Raw genomic sequence first — 25,922 nt, 5'->3', positions numbered from 1 at the left:
GACGCGGTGGGCGGGCGCGAAGGAGGGGTGGCGCGGTGACGTCGGAGTTCGGTTGGGTCCTCATACGGCAGGATGAGGGCGGCAACCGCTACCGGGTGGGCCGGTATGCGACGCGCGCGGAGGCCGAGCGGGTGGCCGAGGCGCTGACCTATCCCGCCGACCGGGTCGGCCCGCCGCAGCAGTACGTGATCGAGCCGGTGGTGCCCCGCGCGGCCGACGCGTGAGGGCTCCCTCCGCGCGCACCCGCGCAGAAAGGGGCAATATCGGGTAAGAGGGGAAAACCTCTCACGGTGGCCGGGTGCGCCCATGCCCGGCCCGACCCGGTCGGGGGTGCGACGGATGAGCGCCAGCGGCGACGACCCGCGGACGCCGCCCGACCACGCCCCGCCCGGCCACGCCCCGCCCAGCGGGCTCGAGGCGAGCGCCTTCGCCGGGCCGCGGGCGTCCGGGCCGCTGCTGGACACCCTGCGGGTCGCGGTCGTGATGCTGGACACCAGCGGCCGGGTGCTGCTGTGGAGCCCGCTGGCCGAAGAGGTCCTGGGCTGGGCGGGCGAGCACATCGTCGGCCGCAGGGTGGGCGGCCTTTTCGGCCCGCCCGAGCCCTTCCCCGAACCCGAGCCCTCCGCGGACGCACCGCCGCCGGCAGACACCGCCGACGCCCCGCCGTCCGAGCAAGCCGCTGAGGACGCCCCGCCGCCGGAAGCCGCCGAGGACGCCCCGTCCGCCGCCACCGACGCGGCCCGCCCCGAGCAGATCATCGCCGAACTCCTGCGCACCGGCCGCTGGAGCGGCGTCCTGTCGCTGCGCCACCGCGACGGCCACACCGTGCAGGTCGACACCCGCACCAGCCTGCTCGTCGACGGCGACGGCCGCCCGTTCGTCCTCGCCTCCCTGGTGGAGACCAGCCGCCTGCGCACCCTGGAGCACGACCTCGCCTCCCTGGACGCCCTCTTCGACTCCTCCCCGCTCGGCGTCGCGATCCTCGACCGCGACCTGCGCTACGTACGGGTCAACGACGCGCTCGCCGCCATGAACGGCATGCCGCGCGAGGAGCACCTGGGCCTGCGCGTCAACGAATTGCTGGACGGCGCCACCGCCCGCGAACTGGCCACGATCCAGCAGCACGTCCTCCGGACCGGCAAGCCCGTGGTCGACGTGGTCGCCCCCGGCCCGAACGGCCGCGGCCACCGCTCGCTGTCCTACCACCGGCTGGTCGACCGGGCCGGGCGGGTACTGGGCGTCAGCGCCACCGTCATCGACGTCACCGAGCGGATGCAGGCCGCCGAGCGCGCCGAACGCGCCCGCCGCCGGCTCGCGCTGCTCAACGACGTCGGCTCGCGGATCGCCGGCGTGCTGGACGTGCGCCGGATCGCCGAGATCTTCGCCGAGGTGCTGGTGCCCACCTTCGCCGAGTACGCCTCGGTGGTCCTGCACGCGCCGGTCGCCGTCGGCGGCGACCTGCCGCCCGCCGGGTTCCGCGAGAGCCAGCCGCTGCGGCAGTTCGGCGTCGGCGCGGTGCGCTGGACCCCGCCGGCCGAACGGATGCTGCAACGCGGCCAGTCGGTCGGCTTCACCCGGCGGTCCGTCTTCGGCACGGTGCTGGCCGGCGGCGAACCGGCGCTGCTCGACGGCGAGGAGCAACTGCGCGCCACCACCTACCCCGGCGACCCCAAGGTGCTCGCCGCCCTGGAGCTGGGCGTCACCTCGGCGCTGGTGCTGCCGCTGCGCGCCCGCGGTGTGGTGCTCGGGCTGCTGATGCTCGCCCGGACCCGCGACCGCGAGCCCTTCGACCGGGACGACCTGGCGCTCGGCGTCGAACTCGCCGACCGGGCCGGCGCCGCCCTGGACAACGCGCGGCTGTACGTCCGCGAGCGCGAGGGCGCCCTCACCCTCCAGCGCAGCCTGCTGCCGCGCGCCCTGCCCGAGCCGCCGGGGGTGCGGATCGCCTACCGCTACGTGCCCGGCAGCAGCGGCGCGGAGGTCGGCGGCGACTGGTTCGACGTCATCCCGCTGGGCGGCGGCCGGCTCGCCTTCGTCGTCGGCGACGTGATGGGCCACGGCATGGTCGCCGCCGCCACCATGGGCCGGCTGCGCACCGCCGTCCGCACCCTCGCCGGACTCGACATGCCCCCCGACGAACTGCTGCGCCGGGTCAACGAGTTGGGCGACGACCTCGCCCAGGACCGGACCGAGGGCTGGATGGCCACCGCGGCGTACGCCGTCTACGACCCGGCGACCCGGCGCTGCGCGATCGCCCTGGCCGGGCACCCGCCGCCGGTGCTGGTCGAGCACGGGGCCGACCCGGCGCGCTGCCTCGCCCGGGTCCTGGACCTGCCCACCGGGGTGCCGCTGGGCGTGGGCGGCGTCCGCTTCGAGGCCGCCGAACTCGACGTCCCCGACGGCGCGGTCCTGGTGCTCTACACCGACGGGTTGGTCGAGTCCCGCGGCCACGACATCGGCCAGGGCATCGAGCGGGTCCGGCGCACCCTGTGCGGGCGGACCGGCTCGCTGGAGGACACCTGCGACGCCCTGCTGGCCTCGATGGACCCCGACCGTGAGCCCGACGACGTCGCGCTGCTGCTGGCCCGCCTGGGCGGCCTGCCGGCCGGCTCCACCGTCGCCTGGACCTTCCCCGCCGAGGCCAGCGCGGTACGGCTGGCCCGCCGCCGGGTGCGCGACACCCTGACCGCCTGGGGCCTGCCGTCGCTGTCGGACGTCACGGTGCTGCTCGTCAGCGAGCTGGTCACGAACTCCCTGCGGTACGCGCACGGTCCGATCGGGGTGCGGATGGTGCGCGGCGCCTCGCTGCTGGTGGAGGTCTCCGACCCGCTGCCGGACCCGCCGCGGGAGCGGGTGGCCGGCGAGGAGGACGAGGGCGGCCGCGGCCTGCAACTGGTGGCCGGCGCCTCCCGGCGCTGGGGCACCCGGCACGGATCGCTCGGCAAGACCGTCTGGTTCGAGCTGGCGTTGCCCTGACGCACCGGCATCCGGGGCACCATGGGCACGAGGGTTCGGAAGCCCTGTCGCGGGTATGCCGAAGGGGCGGGAGCGCGAGGTGCGACCGTGGTGTTCCGGGGATGGCCCCGCGCCCCAGGAGCTGAGATGATGCTGTGATCCACAAGACCGTGTGCTGGACGGTCCGCATGCTGAATACTCGGTTCCAACCGGTCCAAGTGTGCTGAGCTGGAGGGGTCGGGCGAGTGAGCGACATGCCAGCAGGGGCGGTTTCGCCCGGCGACGACGACGCGGACGCGGCACATGCCGGCGTCTGGCAGTCCAGCCCGCCCGGGTCCCTGTATGACTACATACGTCTCGCGTCCTTCTCCCTCGACCGCGAGGGCCGCATCGACCAGTGGAGCGAGCGCGCCACCGAGTTCTTCGGCCTGACCGCCGCCGAGGCCGTCGGCATGGACCCGATCGCCGCCTTCGCACCCCCGGACGTCCAGCCGCGCGCCCACGAGCGGCTCGCGCAGATCCTCGACGGCCGCGAGTGGCAGGGCCTGGTGCCCTACCGCGACGCGTCCGGCGCGGAGGGCCGCGCCGAGGTCTACGTCATGCCCGCCGACCACGGCGCGCTGTGCCTGGCGGTCGACGTCGCCGCGCTGCGCCAGATCGAGACGGACCTGGCCGCCTCCCAGGCCGTCTTCGGGCAGTCCCCGATGGGCTTCGTGCTCTTCGACACCCGGCTGCGCCTGGTCCGGGTCAACGAGCGCTTCGCCGCGGTCTTCGGCCGCCCCACCGAGCAGCCCGGCCGCGGCCCGCAGGACTTCCTGTCCCGGGTGGAGGCCGACCGGCTGTCCGCCGCGCTGCGGCAGGTGCTGGAGACCGGCGACGCGGTGCTGGACATGCCGCTGGTCGGGACCGTGCCCGGCGACCCGGCCCGCCGCCGCTGGTCCATCTCGCTGTACCGGCTGCACAGCAACTCCGGCCGCCCGATCGGCGTCGCCGGCCTGGCGATGGACGTCACCGGACGGCAGCGCGCCGAGCGCGAGGCCGCCCACGCCCGCCGCAACCTCGCGCTGCTCAACGAGGCCGGCTCGCGCATCGGCACCTCGCTCGACCTGGAGACCACCGCCCGCGAACTGCTCGACGTGGCGGTGCCGCACTTCTGCGACCTCGCCTCCGTGGACCTCTACCAGGCGCTGCTGTCCGGCGCGGAGGACCTGGCCGGCACCACCGACGGCAGCGGCGAGGTGCGCCGGGTCGCCTTCGCCAGCTCGGTGTCCGACGCCCCGGTGGCGATGGCCGGCGACGACGACGTGGAGCCCAGCGACGGACCGGTGTCGGTCGGCTCCGTGCACCGCTTCCGCTTCTCCTCCGCGGCCGCCCGCGCGCTGCGCACCGCCCAGCTCCAGGTGCTCGACGGCGAGGGCGGCCACGACCTGGGCGGCACCCCGCTGGTCCAGTCCACGCTGGTGGTGCCGATGGTGGCCCGCGACACCGTGCTGGGCCTGGTGCAGTTCTCCCGGGCCAAGGGCAGCGAGCCGTTCACCGAGCGGGACCGGATGCTCGCCGAGGAACTGGCCGCCCGCGCCGCCATCTTCCTCGACAACGCCCGGCTCTACCGGCGCGAGCACGAACGCGCCCTGATCCTCCAGCGCAGCCTGCTGCCCCCGGACGACCCGGAGGCGACCGGCCTGGACATCGCCTGCCGCTACCTGCCCGGCAGCATGGAGACCGAGGTCGGAGGCGACTGGTTCGACGTCATCGAACTGCCCGGCCACCGCACCGCGCTGGTCGTCGGCGACGTGATGGGCCGCGGGCTGCGCGCGGCCGTCGCGATGGGCGAACTGCGCACCGCGGTGCGCACCCTGGCCATGCTCGACCTCGAACCGGCCGAGGTGCTCGGCGCGTTGGACGAGGTCGCCGAAGGGCTCGGCTCCTCCTCCGCCGGCCGCACCCGCCGCTCGAAGAACCCCGCCGACATGGACCTCGCCGAGGTCTACCTCGCCACCTGCATCTACGTCGTCTACGACGCGGTGACCCGCCGCTGCACCATCGCCAACGCCGGCCACCTGCCGCCGGTCCTGGTCGAACCGGGGGAGGACCCGCTGCTGCTCGAGGTGCCGCGCGGGGTGCCGCTGGGGGTGGGCAGCGAGCCGTTCGAGGAGGTCGAGGTCGAACTGCCCGAGGGCGCCCTGCTCGCCCTGTACACCGACGGGCTGGTCGAGTCCCGCAACCACCCGCTCGACGAGGGCCTGGACGCCTTCCGCGCCGCACTGGCCGGCCCGCAGCGGCCGCTGGAGGACGTCTGCGACCACGTCCTGGCCACCCTCGACACCGCCCACGGCGAGGACGACATCGCGCTGCTGACGGCCCGTATCCGCGGGCTGCCCGCCGACCAGGTCGGCGACTGGACGCTCGCACCGCAGCCCACCTCCGTCGCCCGCGCCCGCGAACTCGCCCGTGACCAGCTGCTGGACTGGGACCTGGGCGACCTGGTGGACACCACGGAACTGCTCGTCAGCGAACTGGTCACCAACGCACTGCGGCACGGCTACGGCGACATACGGCTCCGGCTGCTGCTGGACCGCACCCTGGTCTGCGAGGTGTGGGACAACGCGCTGATGCAGCCACGCCGCCGCCGCGCCCGGGACACCGACGAGGGCGGCCGCGGCCTGCAACTGGTCGCGATGCTCAGCCAGAGCTGGGGCAGCCGCCGTACCCACCGCGGCAAGACCGTCTGGTTCGAGCTGGCGCTGCGCGGCGGCGACCAGCCGGGGCCGGCCGGCCCGTCCGTGGACGACCTGCTCAGCATGTTCTGACCCCGCCGTACGCCCCGCCGCACGCCGGCTGCCGCACGGCGGGGCGCCTCAGGCGGCGCCGGACTTCAGGCGGGCCAGCCGGGCGTCGATCTCCGTGCGGTCGCCCAGGGCGTCCAGGGACTCGAACTGGGCGTCCAGCGAGGAGGCCGCCAGCTCCCGGCGGCCCTGCGCCCGCGCCTCCTCGCGCCGCACCTTGTCCTCGAAGCGGCCCAGCTCGCTCGTCGGGTCGAGCACGTTGACGCTCTTGACCGCGTCCATCATGGTGTTCTGCGCGTGCGCGCTGCGCGAACGGGCCACCAACTCGTCCCGCTTCGCCTGGAGCTGCCGCAGCCGCTCCCTCATGTCGTCCAGGCCGCCGCGGAGTTGGCCCACCACCTCGCGCTGCGAGGCGATCACCGGCTCGGCGGCCCGCGCCTCCTTCTCCGACTGGAGCTGCCGGCCGAGCGCCACCTTGGCGAGGTTGTCGAACCGGTCGGCCTCCTCGCTGCCGCCCGCGGCCCGCAGCTCGTCCGCCTTGCGGCTGGCCGCGGCCGCCTTGCCGCCCCACTCCGCCGCCGCGGACACGTCCTCGGCGTGGTCCTGCTCGGCCATCCGCAGCTGGCCGATGGTGCCGGCGACGGCGTCCTCGGCCTCCCGGATGTTGTCGGTGTACTCCCGGACGAGCTGGTCGATCATCTTCTGCGGGTCCTCGGCCTGGTCGAGGAGCGCGTTGATGTTCGCCTTGGCGAGCTGCGCCACCCGGCCGAGGATCGTCTGCTTCGTCATCGCCACTCCTTGGCTGACCTGGTGTCCACCTGGTGTCCTACGGTTCTCGATGTCCTGTGGGGGAGGGCCGGGCGGTCTAGAACCTCCCGCCCCCGCCCATCCGGCCGCGGGTTCCGCCGCCGCCGAAGCTGCCCGGGCCCGCGCCGCCGCCCCTCCCGCTCCCGTACCCGCTGTAGCCGCCGTACCCGCCCATGCCGGCGCCGCGGCTGCGGCCCCCGCCGAGCAGGTCGCCCAGCAGGATGCCGCCGAGCACCGCGCCGCCGACCCCGGCCATGCCGCCCATGCCGCCGCCCGCACCGCCGCGCCCGCGCCGCCCGCCGAAGCCGGAGACGTCGTCCTGGGCGTACGCCTGCGCCTCCCGTGCCAGCCGGTCCGCCTCGCGGGCGTGCTCCAGCGCCTGCCGCGGGTCGTCCGCCGCCAGCGCCTCCGCCCGGTGCAGCCGGCGCTCGGCCTCGGTCAGCCGGGTCCTGGCCCGGCTGCCGATCGCGCCGCGGTGCGTGGTGACCGTGTCCCGCGCCGCCGCGACCTCGCTGCGCGCCGCCAGCAGCGCCTGCTCCAGCAGCCCCGCGGTCCGGCGCTGCCCGGCCTCCTCCTCCCGGGCCCCGGCCAGCGCCCCGTCGAGCGCCGCGTCCGCCTCCTCCACCCGGCGCAGCGCCGCGATCGGGTCCGGCCGCCCCTGCGCCAGCTCCCCGCGCACCGCTGCCAGTACGCTCTCCACCCGCGCCACCCGCCCCCGCAGCTCCGCGTGCGCCAGCCCGCCCGCATCCCCTGCACCGCCCGCGCCGTTCGCGCCGCCCGCGCCGGGTCCGCCGAGGACCGCCCGGGCCTCGGCGAGGTCCGCCTCGGCCTCCGCCAGGGCCTCGGCCAGCTTCGTGTCGGCCGCGCGCAGCTCCTGCTCCCTGCGGATGACGGAGTCTGCGAGGACCGCCGCCTGGTCCAGGGCGCCCTCCGCGGCGCGGACGAAGACGGCCGCGCGGCCGTGGTCGGTGCCGATCGCCTCCTGCGCCTGCTCCAGGCTGGTGCGGGCGAAGCCCAGCCGGTCGCGGGCCTCGTCCGGGTGGCCGGCCACCGGCTCCAGCGCGGAGTCGGCGTACCGCTCGGCCAGCGGGCCCAGCGCGGCCGCCGCGGCGTCGATCCGGGCCGGCAGCGCCACCGCGGCCTCCTCGGCCCGCGCCAGCACCTGCGGCGCGTTCGCCTCCATCGCGCGCAGCCGGTCGAACGCCTCCGACTCCGCGTCCAGCCGCCGGTTCGCCTGGGTGCAGCGCGACAGGATCTCGCCGAGCATCTGCCGCCGGGTCTCGTCGTCCTCCGGGTACGCGTCGTCCAGCTTCTGCCGCAGCCGGAACGCCGCGGTCAGCTCGTCCTTGGCGTACTCCACCGCCTCGCCGAACGGCCGCGCCGCGTCATCCCCGAACTGCGCCGCCGCGAACCCCACGTCCTCCTCGCTGGTGCGCACCGCGTCGTCCGTGGCCACCAGCAGCTCGCGCGCCTGCGCGTCCAGCTCCGGCAGCGGCGTGACCGGCACCGGCTGCTTCGGCCGCGCCCGCCACTGCTCTGCGCCCTGCCCCGCGGAGGTGCGCACCGGCCGCTGCTGCGCCGCCCGCCTGCGGTACGCCCATATGCCCAGCAGCAGCGCCGCGCCCAGCGCGACCACCGGAATCCACACCGAACCGGTCGAGCGGCTGTGCGCGCCGCCCGGGTCCGCCGCGCCCGGGGTGATCACCGGGGCGGCGACGGGGTCGCCGCCGAGCACCGCGTCGTAGCCGTTCGCGGCGCCGACCGCCGCGCCCGCCCAGTCGTTCTGCCGCAGCGCCGGCTCGATCGCCCGGTCGTTCACCTCGTCGATCTGCTGCTGGGACAGCCCCGACTGCTGGTCGGCGGAGACGGCGTACTGCCGGTCGCGGGTGGCCACCGCCAGCAGGACGTCCTTGCGGCCCAGCCCGTTGCGCTCCGCGGTCGCGTCCGCCCAGTCCTGCGGGGAGGCACCGGAGAAGCCGTTGACGTAGACCGTGAAGAGCTGCACCCGGTGCTGGTCGTAGAGCCGGTCGAGTGCCAGGCGCACCTCGCCGGCCCGGTCCTGGAGGGCGTCCACCTGGTCGGTGACCTGCCCGGTCCTGGCCAGGGGTATCGGCGTGTCGGCGGCCGCCGGCGGCGACAGGACCCCGCCCACCGCCAGAGCGGCCAGCACGGCCAGAGCGGCGGCCGGCGACTTACGTGTGTGGCGCACCGCGTTGCCTCCCGCTGTCCGCGCCACGGCCCACCGCGTGGCTCTTTTCGGGAGCGTATGTGCGGCGTATGCGTCGCGCGACCGGGGAGCGGGCCCGCACCCGGGCCCCCGACCTGGCCCGATACCACCGCGGTGCGCGGCGCGCGGGCGAGCGGCGCGGGAGTTCCCCGAAAGGGGAAGGCCGTCCGTATGCGGGACGGGTCCCGACCGGCCGGGTCTAGTCTCCGGATTCCGCCGAACGGGGGAGCCGGTTTCCACGCCGCGCGGAGACCGGCCGCGGAGAACACCGTGGCGCGCTGCCGCGGAAAGGCCGCGCGGAGTACCGGGCCGCCCCCCGTTCGGTGCCCGTGGCGCCCCGGACGGGACGAGGTCGTTCCGGCGGCGCGGGCACGGGGGACTGTTTCCTGACAGCCGGAGGCACGGGAGATGACGGACGGCAGGCTGTACGGCCGGGTACGGGTGGTCGAGTTCGTGCGGGACGCGCTGAGACGCTCCGGCGTGCCCGGCGGGCCGCTGCCCGTGGTGCTGCTCGTCGGGTCGCACGGCAGCGGCGGCACGGTGCTGCTCGACCGGCTGTGGCGGGAGTTCGGCGGGCGCTGCCTGAGCGCCCGCCTCGACCTGGATCGGGCCGAGGCGGTCGAGGACATCGTGCTGGCCGCCGTCCGGGGCTGGGGGCGCCGGGTCCCGGGCATCCACCCGGTCCGCTTCTGCCGCACCCGGATGATCTTCAAGGCGCTGAGCTTCGTGGACGACGGCGGCGGGCGCGCCGCGTTCGAGAAGTACCTGGCGGCCGACCCGCAGGACGCCGCCGCCAGTTCCGCGCTCGACGGCCTCGCGGCACGCGCGGCCCCGCTGCTCCCCGCCGACCAGCAGGTGCTGCTCTCGGCCGCCGCCAAGGTGGTGGGGACGCTGCTGTCCGGAATCGGCCGGCGGCGGCGCGGCGACGCGGCGGCCCGGCAGTGGCTGGAACAGCACGCGCCCGGCAGCGGCAGCGCCACGGACCGGCTGTGGGAGGTCCACCGCCGCCACCACGGGCGCAGCAGTGTGCCGGACGCCGCCCGCTCGGCACTGAAGACGGTCTGCGCCGCCCTGCTCGCGGACCTGCGCGCGGACTTCAACGGGCGGTCCCTGCGCGGCCAGCGGCCCGCCAACTGCCTGCTGCTGCTCGACGAGGCGGGCAGCCGGGCCGGCGAGCTGTTCCTGGAACTGGTCGCCGAGTGCCGCCGGGAGAGCCACCGGGCGCGCGAGCGGCCCGACCCGGTGCTGGTGGTGGCCGCCAGGCGCGGCCGGGCGCACACCTCGATGGCCCCGCTCGCCTCGACCGACGACCGGCTGGCCTTCGCCGTCCGGCACCCCGCCGCTCCGGCCGGCGCGGACCACCCGGTGTGGTGGTATCCGATCAGGCTCACCGACCTCGGCCGCGAGGACGTGGTGGTGATGTGCGGCAGCAGCGTCCTGGGCAGCCAGAAGCGCGACGCGAGCCACCTGCGCGACCTGACCGGCGGCCACCCGGAGGCGGTCGACCGGCTAGCGCACCTGCTGGCCCGGCCCGAAGCGGCCGCGCGGGACCCGCGGCTGCTGCTGGACCGGCCGCTGCCTCTCGCCGAGGACCTGCCCGACCACTGGCCGCCGCCCGGCCGCCCGGCCCGGCCGGGGGCCGCGGCACCGGACCGGGACGGGGGCCCGACCGTGGCCGCATACCTGCTGCGCCGCATCCTGGCGGACGACCACGGCGACGGCCTCACCGACGGCCTCGACGACAGCCTCGCCGCCCTCGGTGCCGACCGCCTCGCCGGCATCGGGGGCGGCCCCGCCGCGGACCCCGGCGGCGGCTCGCTGCTGGACACCATGGCCGTGCTCGCGCTCACCCCCGGCCTCCGGCTGGGCGCCGGCACCGCGGCGCTGCACTTCCTGGGCTGGACCCGGTTCTCCGCGGCCGCCGCCCGCCACCGGCTCGCCGCGACGCTGTGGTTGCAGGAGACGCCGCCCGAGCCGCCCGAGGAGCAGCCCGGGGGCCCGGCCGCACCGGCCGCGGCCCCCGGGCCCGCAGTACGGCTGCACCCGCTGGCGGCCGTCCTGCTGCACCGCCGGCTCGCCGCCGTCCCCGAGGTGTGGGACGGCGCCCACCAGGGCTACGCCGCGCACTACTCGGGCCGCGACGACGAGCCGCTGCGCCACCACCACCTCCTGGCCCGGGTCACCCTCTCCCACCGCGAGCTGCTCGCCGAGGTGGCCGGCTACCTGGAGCGGGAGTACGACCGCTGCGCGACGACCGAGCAGTGGCAGTCGCTCCTGGGCCAGGTGGCCGCGGCACCCAACCGGCTGCGCACGCAGGGCGATCCGCGCACCTTCGTCACCGGCCTGGCCGGGCGGCCCGACCCGCGCGACCGCGGTCGGACCATCGGGCGGCTGGTGGCCGCGCGGTGGCTGCACGGGGACCGCTCGTTCGACCCGCACCACCACCTGGCCGGGCTGGTCGCCGCCGAGTACGGCAACCTCGCCGCGATCGCCGGCGGCAACGAAGCGCTGTTCGAGGAGTCCGGCAAGTACCACCTGGTCGAGGAGGAGTGGAAGCAGCGATGAGAAGAGTTCCGCGCGCGCTCAGGACCTACGAGCAGTGGTACGGCAACCTGCCCCGCCCGATGCGGGCGGCCGTGGCCGCGACGGTCGCGCTGGGGCTGGTCGCCGCCCTGCTCGGCGCGGTGGTGGCCGTCGACCGGGTCCGCCACCGGCCGTGCATGCGCTCCGGCGCGACCACCGTCACCCATGAGGGCGCGAACGGCGAGTGCGTCGGAATCACCGACGGCGCCTACGCGTTCGACCCGCGGATGCGCGGCGTGGAGCAGCGGGTCCGCGAGGAGAACCGGGCCGTCACCCGGGAACACCCGAAGGACTACGTCAGCGTGGTGCTCCTGCTCCCGATCTCCGACCACAGCGGCAGCATCATGTCGATGGCCAGCATCGTCGAACAGGTGCGCGGCGCCTACACCGCGCAGTACGCCGCCAACCGGCAGAGCGTCGAGGGCGTCGCGCCGTACATCCGGCTGCTGATCGGCAGCGACGGGTACCAGGCCAACCAGTGGAAGGCGGCCACCGAGACGATCGAGCACGCCACCGCGCAGCACGTGGCGGCGGTGACCGGGCTCGGCCTGAGCCTGGACGGCACCAGCCGCGCGGTGCGCGAGCTGACCGGCCGGGGCATCCCCGTGGTCGGCGCGACCATCACCGCCGACAGCTTCAGCAACATCAGGAACTTCGTGCGGGTCGCCCCGAGCAACCAGGACAACATGGCCGCCGCGCTGTCGTACGTCCAGGCGCGGTACCCGCGCGCGGTGCTGGTCGAGGACGGCAACGCCGGCGACAGCTACGACGCCACCCTCGTCAGCGGCTTCCGGAAGTTCGCCGCCCTGCCGCACCACCGGATCGTGGACGTGGAACCGTTCGACACCACCAGGCGCGACCGGGCCGTCTCGGAGTCGGACCAGGCCGACGCCGAGCAGGAAGTCGCCACCCGGATCAGCCAGATGGCGCTGGACATCTGCGCGCAGCAACCCGCGGTGGTGCTCTTCGCCGGCCGCGGCCAGGACGTCGGGGTGCTCGTGCACGCCTTCGCCACCACCTGCCTGGACAAGCGGATCGAGATCGTCAGCGGCGACGACGTGCCCAACCTGGCCATCACCCCGCAGCTGCGGCGCGACCTGGACGGCCACGTCGAGGTGGACTACGCGGGCGTCGCCCACCCCGACGAGTGGGCCTCGGCCGACGGGCCCGGCGCGACGCGGGACGAGCAGGACGGCGCCCGCGGCTTCCACGCCTTCGACCAGACCTTCCAGCGGCTCTTCCCCGGCGGCGCCCTCACCGACGGCAACACCATGACGGCGTACGACGCGACCCTGACCGGCGTGTCCGCGATCCGGCTGACCGAGCAGCGGCAGCCGCCCGCCGAGGCGGTGGCCGGTGAACTCGGTGCGCTCCAGGGCGCCCACCAGGTGCTCGGGGCGAGCGGCCCGATCCGGTTCACCGCGAACTACCAGACCAGTCGTACCGGCAGCGATCCGGTCGGCAAGGCCGGCCCGATCCTGCGGCTGGGACCGGACGGCAGCCCGCGCGTGCTGAGGGTGACATGGCCGTCGGCCGCGCCCCCGGTCGGATGAGCCGCCGGCCGGCGGGCACGGCGTGGCGCGGGAGCTACCGGTCGCGGCGCCTGATCTTCGCGCCCAGCCACACCAGCGGGTCGTACTTGCGGTCGACGGCGCGCTCCTTCAGCGGGATCAGCGCGTTGTCGGTGATGTGGATGTGCTCGGGGCAGACCTCGGTGCAGCACTTGGTGATGTTGCAGTAGCCCAGCCCGTGGTCGTCCTGTGCGGACTCCGCCCGGGTCGGGCCGCCGCCGGCGGCAGCCGCGTCCAGCGGGTGCATGTCCAGCTCGGCGACGCGCATCAGGAACCGCGGCCCGGCGAACGCGTCCTTGTTCTCCTCGTGGTCGCGCACCACATGGCAGGTGTCCTGGCACAGGAAGCACTCGATGCACTTGCGGAACTCCTGCGAGCGCTCCACGTCCACCTGCGCCATCCGGTACTCCCCGGCCGCGACGCCCTCCGGCGGCACGAACGCCGGGATCTCGCGGGCCTTGGCGTAGTTGAAGGACACGTCCGTGACGAGGTCGCGGATCACCGGGAAGGCCCGCAGCGGCGTGACGGTCACGCTCTCGCCCCGCTCGAAGACCGACATCCGGGTCATGCACATCAGCCGCGGCCGCCCGTTGACCTCCGCGCTGCACGAACCGCACTTGCCCGCCTTGCAGTTCCAGCGCACCGCGAGGTCGTTCGCCTGGGTGGCCTGGAGCCGGTGGATGATGTCGAGCACCACCTCGCCGTCGTTCACCTCGACGTCGTAGTCCGCGAGGCCGCCGCCCTCGGCGTCGCCCCGCCACACCCGGAACCGGGCCGTGTACGTGCTCACGCGTCCACCTCCTCGTCCGTCAGGTACTTCCGCAGCTCGTCCGGTTCGAACAGGGCGAGCAGGTCGGGCCGGATCGGGGCGGTCGCGCGGCGGCGCAGGGCCACCGCGCCGCCGGCCGCGTCCGACAGCTCGCAGACCAGGTTGACCCGGCGCCAGGCGCGGTCCATGTCCGGGTGGTCGTCGCGGGTGTGCCCGCCGCGGCTCTCGGTGCGCTCCAGCGCCGCCCGGGCCACGCACTCGCTGACCAGCAGCATGTTGCGCAGGTCGATCGCCAGGTGCCAGCCCGGGTTGAACTGCCGGTGCCCCTCCACCCCGGCCAGCCCGGCCCGCTCCCGCAGCACCGCCAGCCGCTGGAGCGCCTGCTCCATCTCCGGGGCCCGCCGGATGATCCCGACCAGGTCGTTCATCACCTGCTGCAACTCCTGGTGCAGGGTGTAGGGGTTCTCGACGGCGGCGCTCCCGGCGGCTCCCGCGGCCCCGCTCTCCCGGCCGGCTCCGGCTGCTCCGGCCGCCCCCGCCTCGTCGGCCGCGGTGAACGGCCGCAGCGCCTCCGCCGCCGCCTCGTCGATCTGCGCGTCGTCCGCGACGGGGCGGCCCCCACCCAGCCCGGCCGCGTACCGCGCCGCGTACAGCCCCGCGCGGCGGCCGAACACCAGCAGGTCGGACAGGGAGTTGCCGCCCAGCCGGTTCGAGCCGTGCATGCCGCCGGCCACCTCGCCGGCCGCGAACAGCCCCGGCACCCCGGTCGCCGCCGCGGTGTCCGGGTCCACCTCGACCCCGCCCATCATGTAGTGGCAGGTCGGCCCGACCTCCATCGCCTCGGCGGTGATGTCGACATCGGCCAGCTCCTTGAACTGGTGGTGCATCGACGGCAGCCGGCGGGTGATCTCCTCCGGCGACAGCCGGGTGGACACGTCCAGGAACACCCCGCCGTGCGGGGAGCCGCGCCCGGCCTTCACCTCGGAGTTGATCGCGCGGGCCACCTCGTCGCGCGGCAGCAGCTCCGGCGGCCTGCGGTGGTGGTCGGGGTCGGTGTACCAGCCGTCGGCCTCCTCCTCGGACTGCGCGTACTTCTCCTTGAACACCTCCGGCACGTAGCCGAACATGAAGCGCTCGCCCGCGCTGTTGCGCAGCACCCCGCCGTCGCCGCGCACCGACTCGGTGACGAGGATGCCCTTCACCGACGGCGGCCAGACCATCCCGGTCGGGTGGAACTGGATGAACTCCATGTTGATCAGCGGCGCCCCGGCCAGCAGCGCCAGCGCGTGCCCGTCGCCGGTGTACTCCCAGGAGTTGGAGGTCACCTTGAACGACTTGCCGACCCCGCCGGTGGCCAGCACCACCGCGGGCGCGTCGATCACGAACAGCCGCCCCGACTCGCGGACGTACCCGAAGACCCCGGCGACCTCGCCGCCCGGGCCCTTCAGCACCCGGGTGACCGTGCACTCCTGGAAGATCCGCAGCCGGGACTCGTAGTCGCCGCCGGCCGCGCGGTCCTCCTGCTGGAGCGCGACGACCTTCTGCTGGAGGGTGCGGATCAGCTCCAGGCCGGTACGGTCGCCGACGTGCGCCAGCCGCGGGTACTCGTGGCCGCCGAAGTTGCGCTGCGATATCCGCCCGTCCGCGGTGCGGTCGAACAGCGCGCCCCAGGTCTCCAGCTCCCACACCCGGTCCGGCGCCTCCTTGGCGTGCAGCTCGGCCATCCGCCACTGGTTGAGGAACTTCCCGCCGCGCATGGTGTCGCGGAAGTGCACCTGCCAGTTGTCGCCGGAGTTGACGTTGCCCATGCTCGCCGCGATGCCGCCCTCGGCCATCACCGTGTGGGCCTTGCCGAAGAGGGACTTGCAGATCACCGCGGTGCGCAGGCCCTGCGCGCGGGCCTCGATCGCGGCCCGCAGCCCCGCGCCGCCCGCACCGACCACCACCACGTCGTAGGCGTGCCGTTCCACATGACTCATCTCAGAAGAACCTCGGATCGTCGAAGACGCCGCTGGACACCAGGTACACGTACAGGTCCGCGACGCCGACGCTGACCAGCGAGGACCAGGCGAGCAGCATGTGGCGGCCGTTGAGCACCCCGACCCAGCCCCACAGCCGGTAGCGCACCGGGTGGGCGGAGAAGTGCCGCAGCTTGCCGCCGATGATGTGCCGGCAGGAGTGGCAGGACAGGGTGTACGCCCAGATCAGCGCGATGTTGACCAGCAGCACCAGGGTGCCCAGGCCCGCGTGGCCCCAGTGGCCGTGCCGGTCGCGGAAGGCGAGCACCGTGTCGTAGCTGAGGATGCCCGCGACCACCACGGCCAGGTAGAAGAAGTAGCGGTGGACGTTCTGCAGGATCAGCGGCAGCCGGGTCTCCCCGCTGTACGACGCGTGCGGCTCGGCCACCGCGCAGGCCGGCGGCGACAGCCAGAACGAGCGGTAGTACGTCTTGCGGTAGTAGTAGCAGGTCAGCCGGAAGCCCAGCGGGAAGACCAGCACCAGCAGCGCGGGCGAGGGCCCCCACCAGTTCCCGAACAGGTGCCAGTCGGCGCCGCCGTTCATGTCGGTGCAGTTCGAGGCGAGGCAGGGCGAGTAGAACGGCGACACGTACGGCGCCGCGTAGTAGTGCGCGCCGGCGAACGCCCGCCAGGTCGAGTAGCCGACGAACGCGGCCAGCCCGAGCACGCTGACCAGCGGCGGCAGCCACCAGCGGTCGGTTCTCAGGTGCGGCGCGGAGATGGCCGCGCGGCCGGGGCTGCCGACGCCGCGGGCGGTGCGCGCGGGGGAGGGCGGGGTGGTGGGGGAGTTCGGTGCGGTTCCGGTCGACAAGGGTCACTCCGCGGTGGAGGGCGGGGAACGCACCCGCCGGGCGGGGCGGCGGGTCGGGGCCGGGATGAGGCCGCGCGGCGCGGCGCCGGCGTCGTACGCCGGGACCGCCGGGGCAGGGACCGGTCGGCGGGGCGCCGCTCAGGGCGCGTGCCGGTGCGGGGAGCCGAGCCCCTCGTCCTCGGCGTCGGCCCACAGCCCGCGGTCGTAGGGCGCGTCCGGCACCGGTACGACCTCGGGCACGCGGTGCCGGGCGGCCGCCGGGACCGACTCCCGCAGCAGGCTCAGGCTCTCCCGCAGGTGGTCCGCGGCCGACCGCACCCGGCGCATGTCCAGGGTCTCGCCGGCGTGCTCGTCGAGCCGGCCCACGCAGCGCATCAGGTCGTCCAGCCGCCGCTGGACCGAAGTCAGGTCGTCGTGCAGGGACATGGGTGCCCTCGCCATCGGTCGCCGTGCGAAGTTACGGAGCTGCGAAGGTGCGAAGGTGCGAAGCAGCGCTGCGAGTGTCGCGTGTCACACCGGCTCTTGTGAAGACCGCTGCACGGACCGGGCCCGGAACCGGCCGGACCCGCACGGCCCGCCCGTACGGCGGTCGGCGGCGGTTTCTGAGCCGTCCGGGTGGACCCCGGGCACAGGTGCGTCGTGTCCCGGGCCGCAGCGGGCACAGCTCTTCTTGCAGCGAGGGCGGAGCCCCCGCTGCCCCCGTCCCGTGCTTCAGGCCGATCGATGACGTCCCGGTCGTGCGCCGTAGAGCGGCGCCTGCCGGGCCGCGGAGGTGTCCGAGCCCATGAACCGCAGCGCGCAACCGACCGCCGTACCGCCGGCCCCTCCTCGGCGGCGCCGCCGTGCCGTGTCGACCACGGTGTGCGTCGCCGTGGCGGTGGCGGCCGGCGCCACCGCGCTGACCGCCTGCTCCTCGTCCGGGACCAAGGCGGCCGGCACCGCCGGGACCGACGTGGCCGCCGTCTCCCGCGCCGGGGTGCGCGACGGCGGCACCCTGACCTGGGCCGTCGACGCGATGCCGAAGACCCTCAACGCCTACCAGTCCGACGCGGACGCCGGCACCACCACCGTCACCGGCGCGACCCTGCCCGCGATGTTCCGGCTGGACGCCCACGGCACCCCGCAGCTCGACACCGACTACGCCACCGCCGCGAGCGTCACCGCCCAGGACCCGCGCCAGGTCGTCACCTACGACCTCAACCCGCGGGCGAAGTGGAGCGACGGCCGGGCCATCGGCGCCGACGACTTCGTCGCGCAGTGGAAGGCGCTCGGCGGGAAGAACAGCGCGTTCTGGACCGCCCGCAACGCCGGCTACGACCGGATCTCCGCGATCAGCCGCGGCGCCGACGCGCACCAGGTCAAGGTCACCTTCGCCACGCCCTACGCCGACTGGCGCTCGCTGTTCGCGCCGCTGTACCCGAAGTCGGTGACCGGCAGCACGGACGCCTTCAACGACGGCGTGCGCACCTCGCTGCCGGTGTCCGCCGGGCCGTTCACGGTGAAAGCGGAGGACACCGACGCCGGGACCGTCACCCTCGCCCGCAACGACCACTGGTGGGGCGCGCGGGCCAAGCTCGACAAGATCGTGCTGACCGCGGTGCCGCGCGACAAGCGCCCGGCGCAGATGGCCGCGGGCAAGCTGGACGTCGCCGAGATCGACCCGGACGAGCTGGCCGCGGCCAAGCGCACCACGGGCGTCGGGGTGCGCACCGCGCCGGACGCCGCCTATGCGCAGCTCGCGCTGAACGGCAGCTCCGGTCCGCTCGCCGACGAGAAGGTGCGGCACGCGGTGGCCCGCGCGATCGACCGGAAGAAGATCGCGGCGACCGTCCTCACGCCGGTCGGGCTGACCGCCGAGCCGCTCGGCAACCACCTGGTGCTGCCCTCGCAGGAGGGTTACGTGGACCACAGTTCGGCGCTCGGCAAGGCCGACACCGAGCAGGCCGCGGCGCTGCTCGCGGACGCCGGCTGGCGGCAGCCGGCCGCCGGGAAGACCGGGGAGAAGGCGGCCGGGCCGGCCGGGTCGGGCCGGGTCACCGCGTCCGGCGCGCTGACCGTGGTGGAGCCGGCGCGGGCGGCGACGAAGGACGGCAAGGACCTGACGATGCGGTTCGTGCTGCCGGCGGACTCGCCGACGCTGGACCAGGTCGGCGGGCAGATCGCGCGGATGCTCTCGCGGATCGGCATCCGCACGGAGATCAGCAAGGTGGCGGAGGACAGCTACTTCCAGGACCACGTCGCGTCCGGCGACTTCGACCTGGCGCTGTACTCGTGGCCGGGCACCGCGTTCCCGGCGACCGACGACACGCCGATCTTCGCGAAGCCGGTGCCCGCGCCGGACGGGTCGCTGGCGGTCGCCGAGAACTACACGCGGGTCGGCACCGACCAGATCGACCAGCTCATGGCGCGGGCCGGCACGGAGCTCGACGCGAAGCAGGCGCGGAGCCTGACGGACCAGGCCGACGAGCGGATCTGGGCGGCCGCGGCGTCGATCCCGCTCTACCAGCGCCCCGAGGTCGTCGCGCTGCGGACCGACGTGGCCAACGCGGGGGCCTTCGGCTTCGAGACGCCGGCGTACCAGAACATCGGGTTCCGCCGGTAACGGGACCCTCCGGCTCGGGTGGTCCTGTCGGTTCCGGGACCACCCCCGGTGGGTGGCTTGTCGCGCAGTTCTCCCCCAGAGCTTCGCCTGGGAGGTACCCCCACGCGCCCCTGTATTCGCTCGGCCCCCTCCGTGCCCACCCGGAGGGGGCCGCAGTCGCTCGGGTACCCCGTGGCTCGCCTACCATAGGGTGAGGCCGTGGCGTGACCCTGCCCGGCGGGCGATTCGCGTTGAAGGAGAAGGCGCGACGCCATCCACGATCCCGGGAGAAGCGCCGCAGTCATGTCCACGCGCCACGACATCCGTAACGTCGCCATCGTCGCCCACGTCGACCACGGGAAGACGACCCTGGTGGACGCCATGCTGAAGCAGGCGGGCGCGTTCGCCGCGCACCAGCATCTGGACGACCGGATGATGGACTCCAACGACCTGGAGCGCGAGAAGGGCATCACCATTCTCGCGAAGAACACCGCCGTCAGGTACCACCCGAAGGACGGCGGCGACCCGGTCACGATCAACATCATCGACACCCCCGGCCACGCCGACTTCGGCGGCGAGGTCGAGCGCGGCCTGTCCATGGTCGACGCGGTGGTGCTGCTGGTGGACGCCTCCGAGGGCCCGCTGCCGCAGACCCGCTTCGTGCTGCGCAAGGCACTGTCGGCACGGCTGCCGGTGATCCTGTGCATCAACAAGACCGACCGCCCCGACTCCCGGATCGACGAGGTCGTCAACGAGACGTACGACCTGTTCCTGGACCTGGACGCGGACGAGGACCAGATCGAGTTCCCGATCGTCTACGCGTGTGCGCGCGACGGCATCGCCTCGCTCACCAAGCCGGAGAACGGCACGGTGCCGGCCGACAGCGACAGCCTGGAGCCGTTCTTCTCGACCATCCTGTCCACCGTCCCCGCGCCGACGTACGACGAGGACGCGCCGCTCCAGGCCCACGTCACCAACCTCGACGCGGACAACTTCCTCGGCCGGATCGCGCTGCTGCGGGTCGAGCAGGGGCACCTGGAGAAGGGGCAGACGGTCGCGTGGATCAAGCGGGACGGCACCGTCTCCAACGTCCGCATCACCGAGCTGCTGATGACCGAGGCGCTGACCCGCAAGCCCGCGGAGTCCGCCGGCCCCGGTGACATCTGCGCGGTGGCGGGCATCCCCGACATCATGATCGGCGAGACGCTCGCCGACCCGGAGAACCCGATCGCGCTGCCGCTGATCACGGTGGACGAGCCGGCCATCTCGATGACGATCGGCACCAACACCTCGCCGCTGGTCGGCAAGGGCGGCAAGGGCCACAAGGTGACCGCCCGCCTGGTGAAGGACCGGCTGGAGCGCGAGCTGGTCGGCAACGTCTCGCTGCGGGTGCTGCCGACCGAGCGCCCGGACGCCTGGGAGGTGCAGGGCCGCGGTGAGCTGGCGCTGGCGATCCTGGTCGAGACGATGCGCCGGGAGGGCTTCGAGCTGACCGTCGGCAAGCCCGAGGTGGTCACCCGGGAGATCGACGGCAAGCTGCACGAGCCGATCGAGCGGATGACCATCGACTCGCCGGAGGAGCACCTGGGCGCGATCACCCAGCTGATGGCGACCCGCAAGGGCCGGATGGAGACGATGACCAACCACGGCTCGGGCTGGATCAGGATGGAGTGGATCGTGCCGTCCCGCGGCCTGATCGGATTCCGGACGGAGTTCCTCACCCAGACCCGCGGCACCGGCATCGCGCACTCCATCTTCGAGGGCCACGAGCCGTGGTTCGGCGAGCTGCGCACCCGCAACAACGGCTCGCTGGTCGCGGACCGCGCCGGTGTCGTGACGCCGTTCGCGATGACCAACCTCCAGGAGCGCGGCGTGCTGTTCTGCGAGCCGACCACGGAGGTCTACGAGGGCATGATCGTCGGCGAGAACTCCCGCGCCGACGACATGGACGTGAACATCACCAAGGAGAAGAAGCTCACCAACATGCGGTCGTCCACCGCGGATGTGACCGAGTCGATCGTGCCGCCGCGGAAGCTGTCGCTGGAGCAGTCGCTGGAGTTCTGCCGCGACGACGAGTGCATCGAGGTCACCCCGGAGACCGTGCGCATCCGCAAGGTCGTCCTGGACCAGAAGGAGCGCGGCCGGGCGGCCGCCCGCGCCAAGCGGTAGCCACGTCCACCGGAGGGGCGCTGGGCGCGATGCCCGGCGCCCCTCCGGCATGTCCGGCGGCGGTGCCGCCGGCCCGAGCGGCTGTCCGGTCAGCGACCGGCGGCCGCTGTCGCGCGTCCGAATATCGGACACACCCGTCCGTTAGTTAATTCACATTTCCCGTTTTGTTGGTGTCTGTATACGTTCCAGATTGTCCGGATTTCAGGATGGCATATGCCTGGCGCCGTGATCTGGGCGTGACCAGGGCTGCTCCGAGGCCGTCCACCGTGACGGATAGTGGATCGGGTTGAGCTCGGGTCAATGGGTCACGCGCGGTCACACCGCCGACTCTCGGGCGCGGTAGGCCGCAGTCGCTGTCAGGGGTGTCAGAGGCGTTCGGCCTCCGTACATCGACACACGTATCGACAGTGACTCCTGAGGAGGCATACCCATGCGCGGTGCCAAGAGCGCCAAGTGGGTCGTAGGAGCGGCAGTGGTGGCGCTGGCCGCGACCGCCTGCGGTTCCGGCAGCACGGACAACGCCGGCGGTTCCGACGACGGGATCGTCCGCGCCTGGTGGGGCGACCCCCAGAACCCGCTGGAGCCGGCGAACACCAACGAGGTGCAGGGCGGCAAGGTCCTGGACATGATCTTCATGGACCTCAAGGAGTACGACCCGAAGACCGGGAAGGCCAACCTCGAGGCGGCCCAGTCGATCACCACCACCGACCAGCAGAACTTCACCATCAAGCTCAAGCCGGGCCTGAAGTTCTCCGACGGCACCGCGGTGACCGCCAGCTCCTTCGTCGACGCCTGGAACTACGGCGCGCTGCTCACCAACAAGCAGCTCAACGCGTACTTCTTCGAGGACATCGACGGCTACGACCAGGTCCACCCGGCCAGCGGCTCCCCGACGGCGAAGACCATGTCCGGCCTGAAGGTCGTCGACGGCTCCACCTTCACCGTCAAGCTCACCCAGAAGTTCTCCACCTGGCCGGACCGGCTCGGCTACAAGGCGTTCGCGCCGCTGCCGAAGTCGTTCTTCACCGACCACGCCGGGTACCTGAACAAGCCGGTCGGCGACGGCCCGTACAAGGTCGTGTCGTACAGCAAGGGCTCCAGCATGAAGCTGGTCCCGAACCCGTACTACACCGGCCCGAGCAAGCCGAAGAACAAGGGCGTGCTGCTCAAGGTCTACACCGACTCCAACACCGCCTACGCCGACCTCCAGGCCGGCAACCTGGACGTGCTGGACGACATCCCGGCCGAGCAGCTCACGCACGCCAAGTCCGACCTGGACGGCCGCTACCTCAACCAGCCGGCCGGCATCATCCAGACCGTCTCCTTCCCGCTGAACCAGAAGTCCTGGAGCAAGGCGGGCATGGAGAAGGTCCGGCTCGGCCTGTCGATGGCGATCGACCGCAAGACCATCACCCAGAAGATCTTCCAGGGCACCCGCACCCCGGCCGGCGACCTCACCTCGCCCGTGCTCGGCGCGGCCGGCGGCTACAGCGCGACCATCGCGGGCGACGCGGTGACGTACAACCCGGCCAAGGCGCGCGAGCTGATCAAGGCCGGCGGCGGCATCCCCGGCGGCCACATGACGATCGGCTACAACGCCGACTCCGGCTCGCACAAGCAGTGGGTGGACGCGGTCTGCAACAGCATCAACAACGTGCTGGGCGACAACAAGGCGTGCGTGGGCGCCCCCACCGGCACCTTCGCCGACTTCCGGAACCAGATCACCAAGGGTGAGATGACCAACCCGTTCCGGTCGGGCTGGCAGATGGACTACCCGCTGATCGACGACTTCCTGACGCCGCTGTACGCGACCAACGGCAGCTCGAACGACTCGCACTACAGCAACCCGAAGTTCGACGCGCTGATCAAGCAGGCGAACGCCGAGCCGGACACCACCAAGGCCACGCAGCTCTACCAGCAGGCCGAGAAGCTGCTCTTCACCGATATGCCGGTGATCCCGCTCTGGTACCAGAACGGCGAGGCGGGCTGGTCCTCTCGCGTCTCGAACGTGACCGAGAACGCGTTCAGCTACCCCGTCTACACGGACATCACGGTCAACAGCTGACCTGATGCCGTGCCGCGCCCGCCCCGGCGACCCCGGGGCGGGCGCGCACCACCGTCTGGTCCGATCCCTGGAGGACACATGGGGCGCTACGTCATCAGGCGACTGCTCCAGATGGTGCCGGTCTTCATCGGCACGACGTTTCTGATCTTCGTCATGGTCTACGCCCTCGGCGACCCCGTGGCGGCCATGTTCGGCGACAAGGCGCCCGACCCGGCGACCGCCGCGCAGATCCGGCACGCGATGTACCTGGACCACCCGCTCCCGGCCCAGTACGTCCACTACATGAAGCAGATCTTCACCGGTGACTTCGGCACCTCGGCCAACGGCCAGCCGGTCACCGAGCTGATGGGCACCGCGTTCCCGGTCACCATCCGGCTGACCCTGGTCGCGTTCGTGATCGAGGCGGTGGCCGGTGTCGGCCTCGGCCTGATCGCGGGCCTGCGCCGCGGGCGGCTGGCCGACTCCGGGGTGCTCGCGTTCACCCTGATCGTGGTGGCCGTCCCCACCTTCGTCACCGGCTACCTGCTCCAGTACTTCTTCGGCGTCAAGTGGCACGTCGCCAACCCCGCGGTCGCCGAGGGCGCCCCGATCGGCGACCTGATCATGCCGGGCCTGGTGCTGGCGGGCGTCTCGCTGGCGTACGTGGCCCGGCTGACCCGGACCTCGGTCGCGGAGAACTCCCGCGCCGACTACCTGCGCACCGCCGTCGCCAAGGGCCTGCCCCGGCGCCGCGTGGTCACCGTGCACCTGCTGCGCAACTCGCTGATACCCGTGGTGACCTTCCTCGGCACCGACGTCGGCGCCCTGATGGGCGGCGCGGTCGTCACCGAGCGGATCTTCAACATCCACGGCGTCGGCTACCAGCTCTACCAGGGCATCCTGCGGCAGAACCCCCCGACGGTGGTCGGCTTCGTCACCATCCTGGTGATCATCTTCCTCGCCGCCAACCTGCTCGTCGACCTGCTCTACGCGGTCCTGGACCCGAGGATTCGGTATGCCTGAGATGACCGACAGCCAGGCGGTGGCCGACGCCGCCGGCACCGTCCCCACGCCGTCCGCCGTGACCGGCGGGGAGCGCGCGAAGGCGCGCAGCCTGTGGTCCGACGCGCTCCGGGACCTCAGCCGCAAGCCGATGTTCTACGTCTCCGGCCTGCTCATCCTCTTCCTGGTCTTCATCGCCCTCTGGCCCGGCGCGATCGCCAGCGGCAACCCGCTCTCCTGCGACCTGGCCAAGTCCCAGATGGGGCCGACCTCCGGGCACCCCTTCGGCTTCGACACCCAGGGCTGCGACGTCTACACCCGCACGGTGTACGGCGCCCGCGCGTCGGTGTCGGTGGGCATCTTCTCCACCATCGGGGTCGCGGTGCTCGGCTCGCTGCTCGGCGGCCTCGCCGGGTTCTTCGGCGGCTGGTGGGACGCGATCCTCTCCCGGATCAGCGACGTCTTCTTCGGCATCCCGATCCTGCTGGGCGGCGTGGTGTTCCTGTCGGTGGTCAAGGGCGGCACCGTCACCACCGTGTCGGTCTTCATCGTGCTGCTGGGCTGGCCGCAGATCGCCCGGATCGCGCGCGGCGCGGTGATCACCGCCAAGCAGCAGGACTACGTCCAGGCCGCCCGCGCGCTCGGCGCGAGCAACACCCGGATGCTGCTGCGGCACATCGCGCCCAACGCGCTCGCCCCGATCATCGTGGTGGCCACCATCGCGCTGGGCACGTTCATCTCGCTGGAGGCGACGCTGTCCTTCCTCGGGGTGGGCCTCAAGCCGCCGGCCGTCTCGTGGGGCATCGACATCTCCCAGGCGTCCAGCGAGATCCGCAACGCGCCGCACATGCTGCTGTGGCCCGCGGGCGCGCTGAGCATCACCGTGCTGGCGTTCATCATGCTCGGCGACGCGGTCCGCGACGCCCTCGACCCCAAGCTGCGCTAGGAGGCGTCACGTTGACTGTCACCGACGAGAGGGCGGGCGCCGCGGCGCCCGCGTCCACCACCCCGCTGCTCGACGTGCGCGACCTGCACGTGGAGTTCCACACCCGCGACGGGGTGGCCCGCGCCGTCAACGGCGTGAACTACTCCGTGCGCGCGGGCGAGACGCTGGCGGTGCTCGGCGAGTCCGGGTCCGGCAAGTCCGTCACCGCGCAGACCGTGATGGGCATCCTGGACATGCCGCCCGGCCGGATCACGCACGGCGAGATCCTCTTCCAGGGCGAGGACATGCTGAAGATGTCCGCGGAGCAGCGGCGACGGATACGCGGCCGGAAGATCGCGATGATCTTCCAGGACGCGCTGTCCTCGCTCAACCCGGTGCTGAGCGTGGGCTACCAGCTCGGCGAGATGTTCCGGGTGCACCAGGGGATGTCCCGCAAGCAGGCCCGCGCCAAGGCGATCGAGCTGATGGACCGGGTGCGCATCCCGGCGGCGAAGGACCGGATCGGCGACTACCCGCACCAGTTCTCCGGCGGTATGCGCCAGCGGATCATGATCGCGATGGCGCTGGCCCTGGAGCCGGACCTGATCATCGCGGACGAGCCGACCACCGCGCTGGACGTCACCGTGCAGGCGCAGGTGATGGACCTGCTCGCG

Annotated in this window: 17 protein-coding genes; 11 read left to right on the top strand and 6 right to left on the bottom strand. The window is 73.4% G+C overall.

Annotated elements, in window-relative coordinates; all coding sequences use genetic code 11:
• Window positions 1-35: 35 nt before the first annotated feature.
• The 3 genes from WA788_RS23910 (at window position 36) to WA788_RS23900 (ending at window position 5,765) form a co-directional block, all read left to right on the top strand.
• Complete coding sequence (locus tag WA788_RS23910) at window positions 36-224, top strand: SPOR domain-containing protein (RefSeq protein ID WP_335980649.1); 189 nt, start codon at window positions 36-38, stop codon at window positions 222-224.
• A gap of 115 nt (window positions 225-339) precedes the next feature.
• Complete coding sequence (locus WA788_RS23905) at window positions 340-2,976, top strand: SpoIIE family protein phosphatase (RefSeq protein WP_335980646.1); 2,637 nt, start codon at window positions 340-342, stop codon at window positions 2,974-2,976.
• 233 nt (window positions 2,977-3,209) lie between these two features.
• Window positions 3,210-5,765, top strand: a complete 2,556-nt coding sequence (locus WA788_RS23900; protein WP_335980784.1) for a SpoIIE family protein phosphatase — start codon at window positions 3,210-3,212, stop codon at window positions 5,763-5,765.
• 48 nt (window positions 5,766-5,813) lie between these two features.
• Here the strand turns inward: WA788_RS23900 and WA788_RS23895 are convergent, their stop codons facing one another.
• Window positions 5,814-6,530 carry a PspA/IM30 family protein gene (locus WA788_RS23895; RefSeq protein WP_335980643.1) on the bottom strand — a complete coding sequence of 239 codons (717 nt, stop codon included), beginning with the start codon at window positions 6,528-6,530 and terminating at the stop codon, window positions 5,814-5,816.
• Between the two features lie 76 nt (window positions 6,531-6,606).
• A complete protein-coding gene (locus tag WA788_RS23890; RefSeq protein ID WP_335980641.1) occupies window positions 6,607-8,757 on the bottom strand; it encodes a TPM domain-containing protein in 2,151 nt (716 codons plus the stop codon).
• 426 nt (window positions 8,758-9,183) lie between these two features.
• On the opposite strand from WA788_RS23890, the gene WA788_RS23885 reads away from it, so the two are divergent.
• Together WA788_RS23885 and WA788_RS23880 are read left to right on the top strand one after the other, a co-directional pair.
• Entirely contained in the window at window positions 9,184-11,340 is a 2,157-nt protein-coding gene (locus WA788_RS23885) for an ATP-binding protein (RefSeq protein WP_335980639.1), read from the top strand.
• Entirely contained in the window at window positions 11,337-12,911 is a 1,575-nt protein-coding gene (locus WA788_RS23880) for an ABC transporter substrate-binding protein (RefSeq protein WP_335980638.1), read from the top strand. Before WA788_RS23885 ends, WA788_RS23880 begins: the two co-directional genes overlap by 4 nt.
• 34 nt (window positions 12,912-12,945) lie before the next feature.
• Here WA788_RS23880 and WA788_RS23875 read toward each other — a convergent pair whose 3' ends face one another.
• The 4 genes from WA788_RS23875 to WA788_RS23860 form a co-directional block, all read right to left on the bottom strand.
• The gene (locus tag WA788_RS23875) at window positions 12,946-13,719 is read right to left on the bottom strand and encodes a succinate dehydrogenase/fumarate reductase iron-sulfur subunit (RefSeq protein ID WP_335980637.1); all 774 of its coding nucleotides are present in this window, start codon (window positions 13,717-13,719) and stop codon (window positions 12,946-12,948) included.
• Window positions 13,716-15,677 carry a fumarate reductase/succinate dehydrogenase flavoprotein subunit gene (locus WA788_RS23870; protein ID WP_335980636.1) on the bottom strand — a complete coding sequence of 654 codons (1,962 nt, stop codon included), beginning with the start codon at window positions 15,675-15,677 and terminating at the stop codon, window positions 13,716-13,718. The genes WA788_RS23875 and WA788_RS23870 overlap by 4 nt, the downstream gene beginning before the upstream one ends.
• Window position 15,678: 1 nt before the next feature.
• Window positions 15,679-16,527, bottom strand: a complete 849-nt coding sequence (locus tag WA788_RS23865) for a hypothetical protein (RefSeq protein ID WP_335980634.1) — start codon at window positions 16,525-16,527, stop codon at window positions 15,679-15,681.
• A 138-nt stretch (window positions 16,528-16,665) separates the two neighbouring features.
• Complete coding sequence (locus WA788_RS23860; protein WP_335980632.1) at window positions 16,666-16,953, bottom strand: hypothetical protein; 288 nt, start codon at window positions 16,951-16,953, stop codon at window positions 16,666-16,668.
• A gap of 421 nt (window positions 16,954-17,374) precedes the next feature.
• Between WA788_RS23860 and WA788_RS23855 the strand changes: the two genes are divergently transcribed.
• From WA788_RS23855 to WA788_RS23830, 6 genes are all read left to right on the top strand, one after another.
• On the top strand, window positions 17,375-19,129 hold the full coding sequence (locus WA788_RS23855; protein WP_335980630.1) for an ABC transporter family substrate-binding protein: 1,755 nt from the start codon (window positions 17,375-17,377) through the stop codon (window positions 19,127-19,129).
• A 282-nt stretch (window positions 19,130-19,411) separates the two neighbouring features.
• The gene (gene typA / locus WA788_RS23850) at window positions 19,412-21,277 is read left to right on the top strand and encodes a translational GTPase TypA (protein ID WP_335980627.1); all 1,866 of its coding nucleotides are present in this window, start codon (window positions 19,412-19,414) and stop codon (window positions 21,275-21,277) included.
• 430 nt (window positions 21,278-21,707) lie between these two features.
• A complete protein-coding gene (locus WA788_RS23845) occupies window positions 21,708-23,342 on the top strand; it encodes a peptide ABC transporter substrate-binding protein (protein ID WP_335980625.1) in 1,635 nt (544 codons plus the stop codon).
• Window positions 23,343-23,420: 78 nt separating this feature from the next.
• Entirely contained in the window at window positions 23,421-24,344 is a 924-nt protein-coding gene (locus WA788_RS23840; protein ID WP_335980622.1) for an ABC transporter permease, read from the top strand.
• A complete protein-coding gene (locus WA788_RS23835) occupies window positions 24,337-25,269 on the top strand; it encodes an ABC transporter permease (RefSeq protein WP_335980621.1) in 933 nt (310 codons plus the stop codon). The genes WA788_RS23840 and WA788_RS23835 overlap by 8 nt, the downstream gene beginning before the upstream one ends.
• An 11-nt stretch (window positions 25,270-25,280) precedes the next feature.
• Window positions 25,281-25,922, top strand: a 642-nt coding sequence (locus WA788_RS23830; protein WP_335980619.1) for an ABC transporter ATP-binding protein, incomplete at its 3' end; no start/stop codon positions are given.

This window comes from Streptomyces sp. CA2R106 (genome assembly GCF_037034245.1).
In the GTDB taxonomy this organism is placed as follows: domain Bacteria; phylum Actinomycetota; class Actinomycetes; order Streptomycetales; family Streptomycetaceae; genus Actinacidiphila.
The sequence above is the reverse complement of the archived record's forward strand: the minus strand, read 5'-3'. Positions and strand labels throughout refer to the sequence as shown.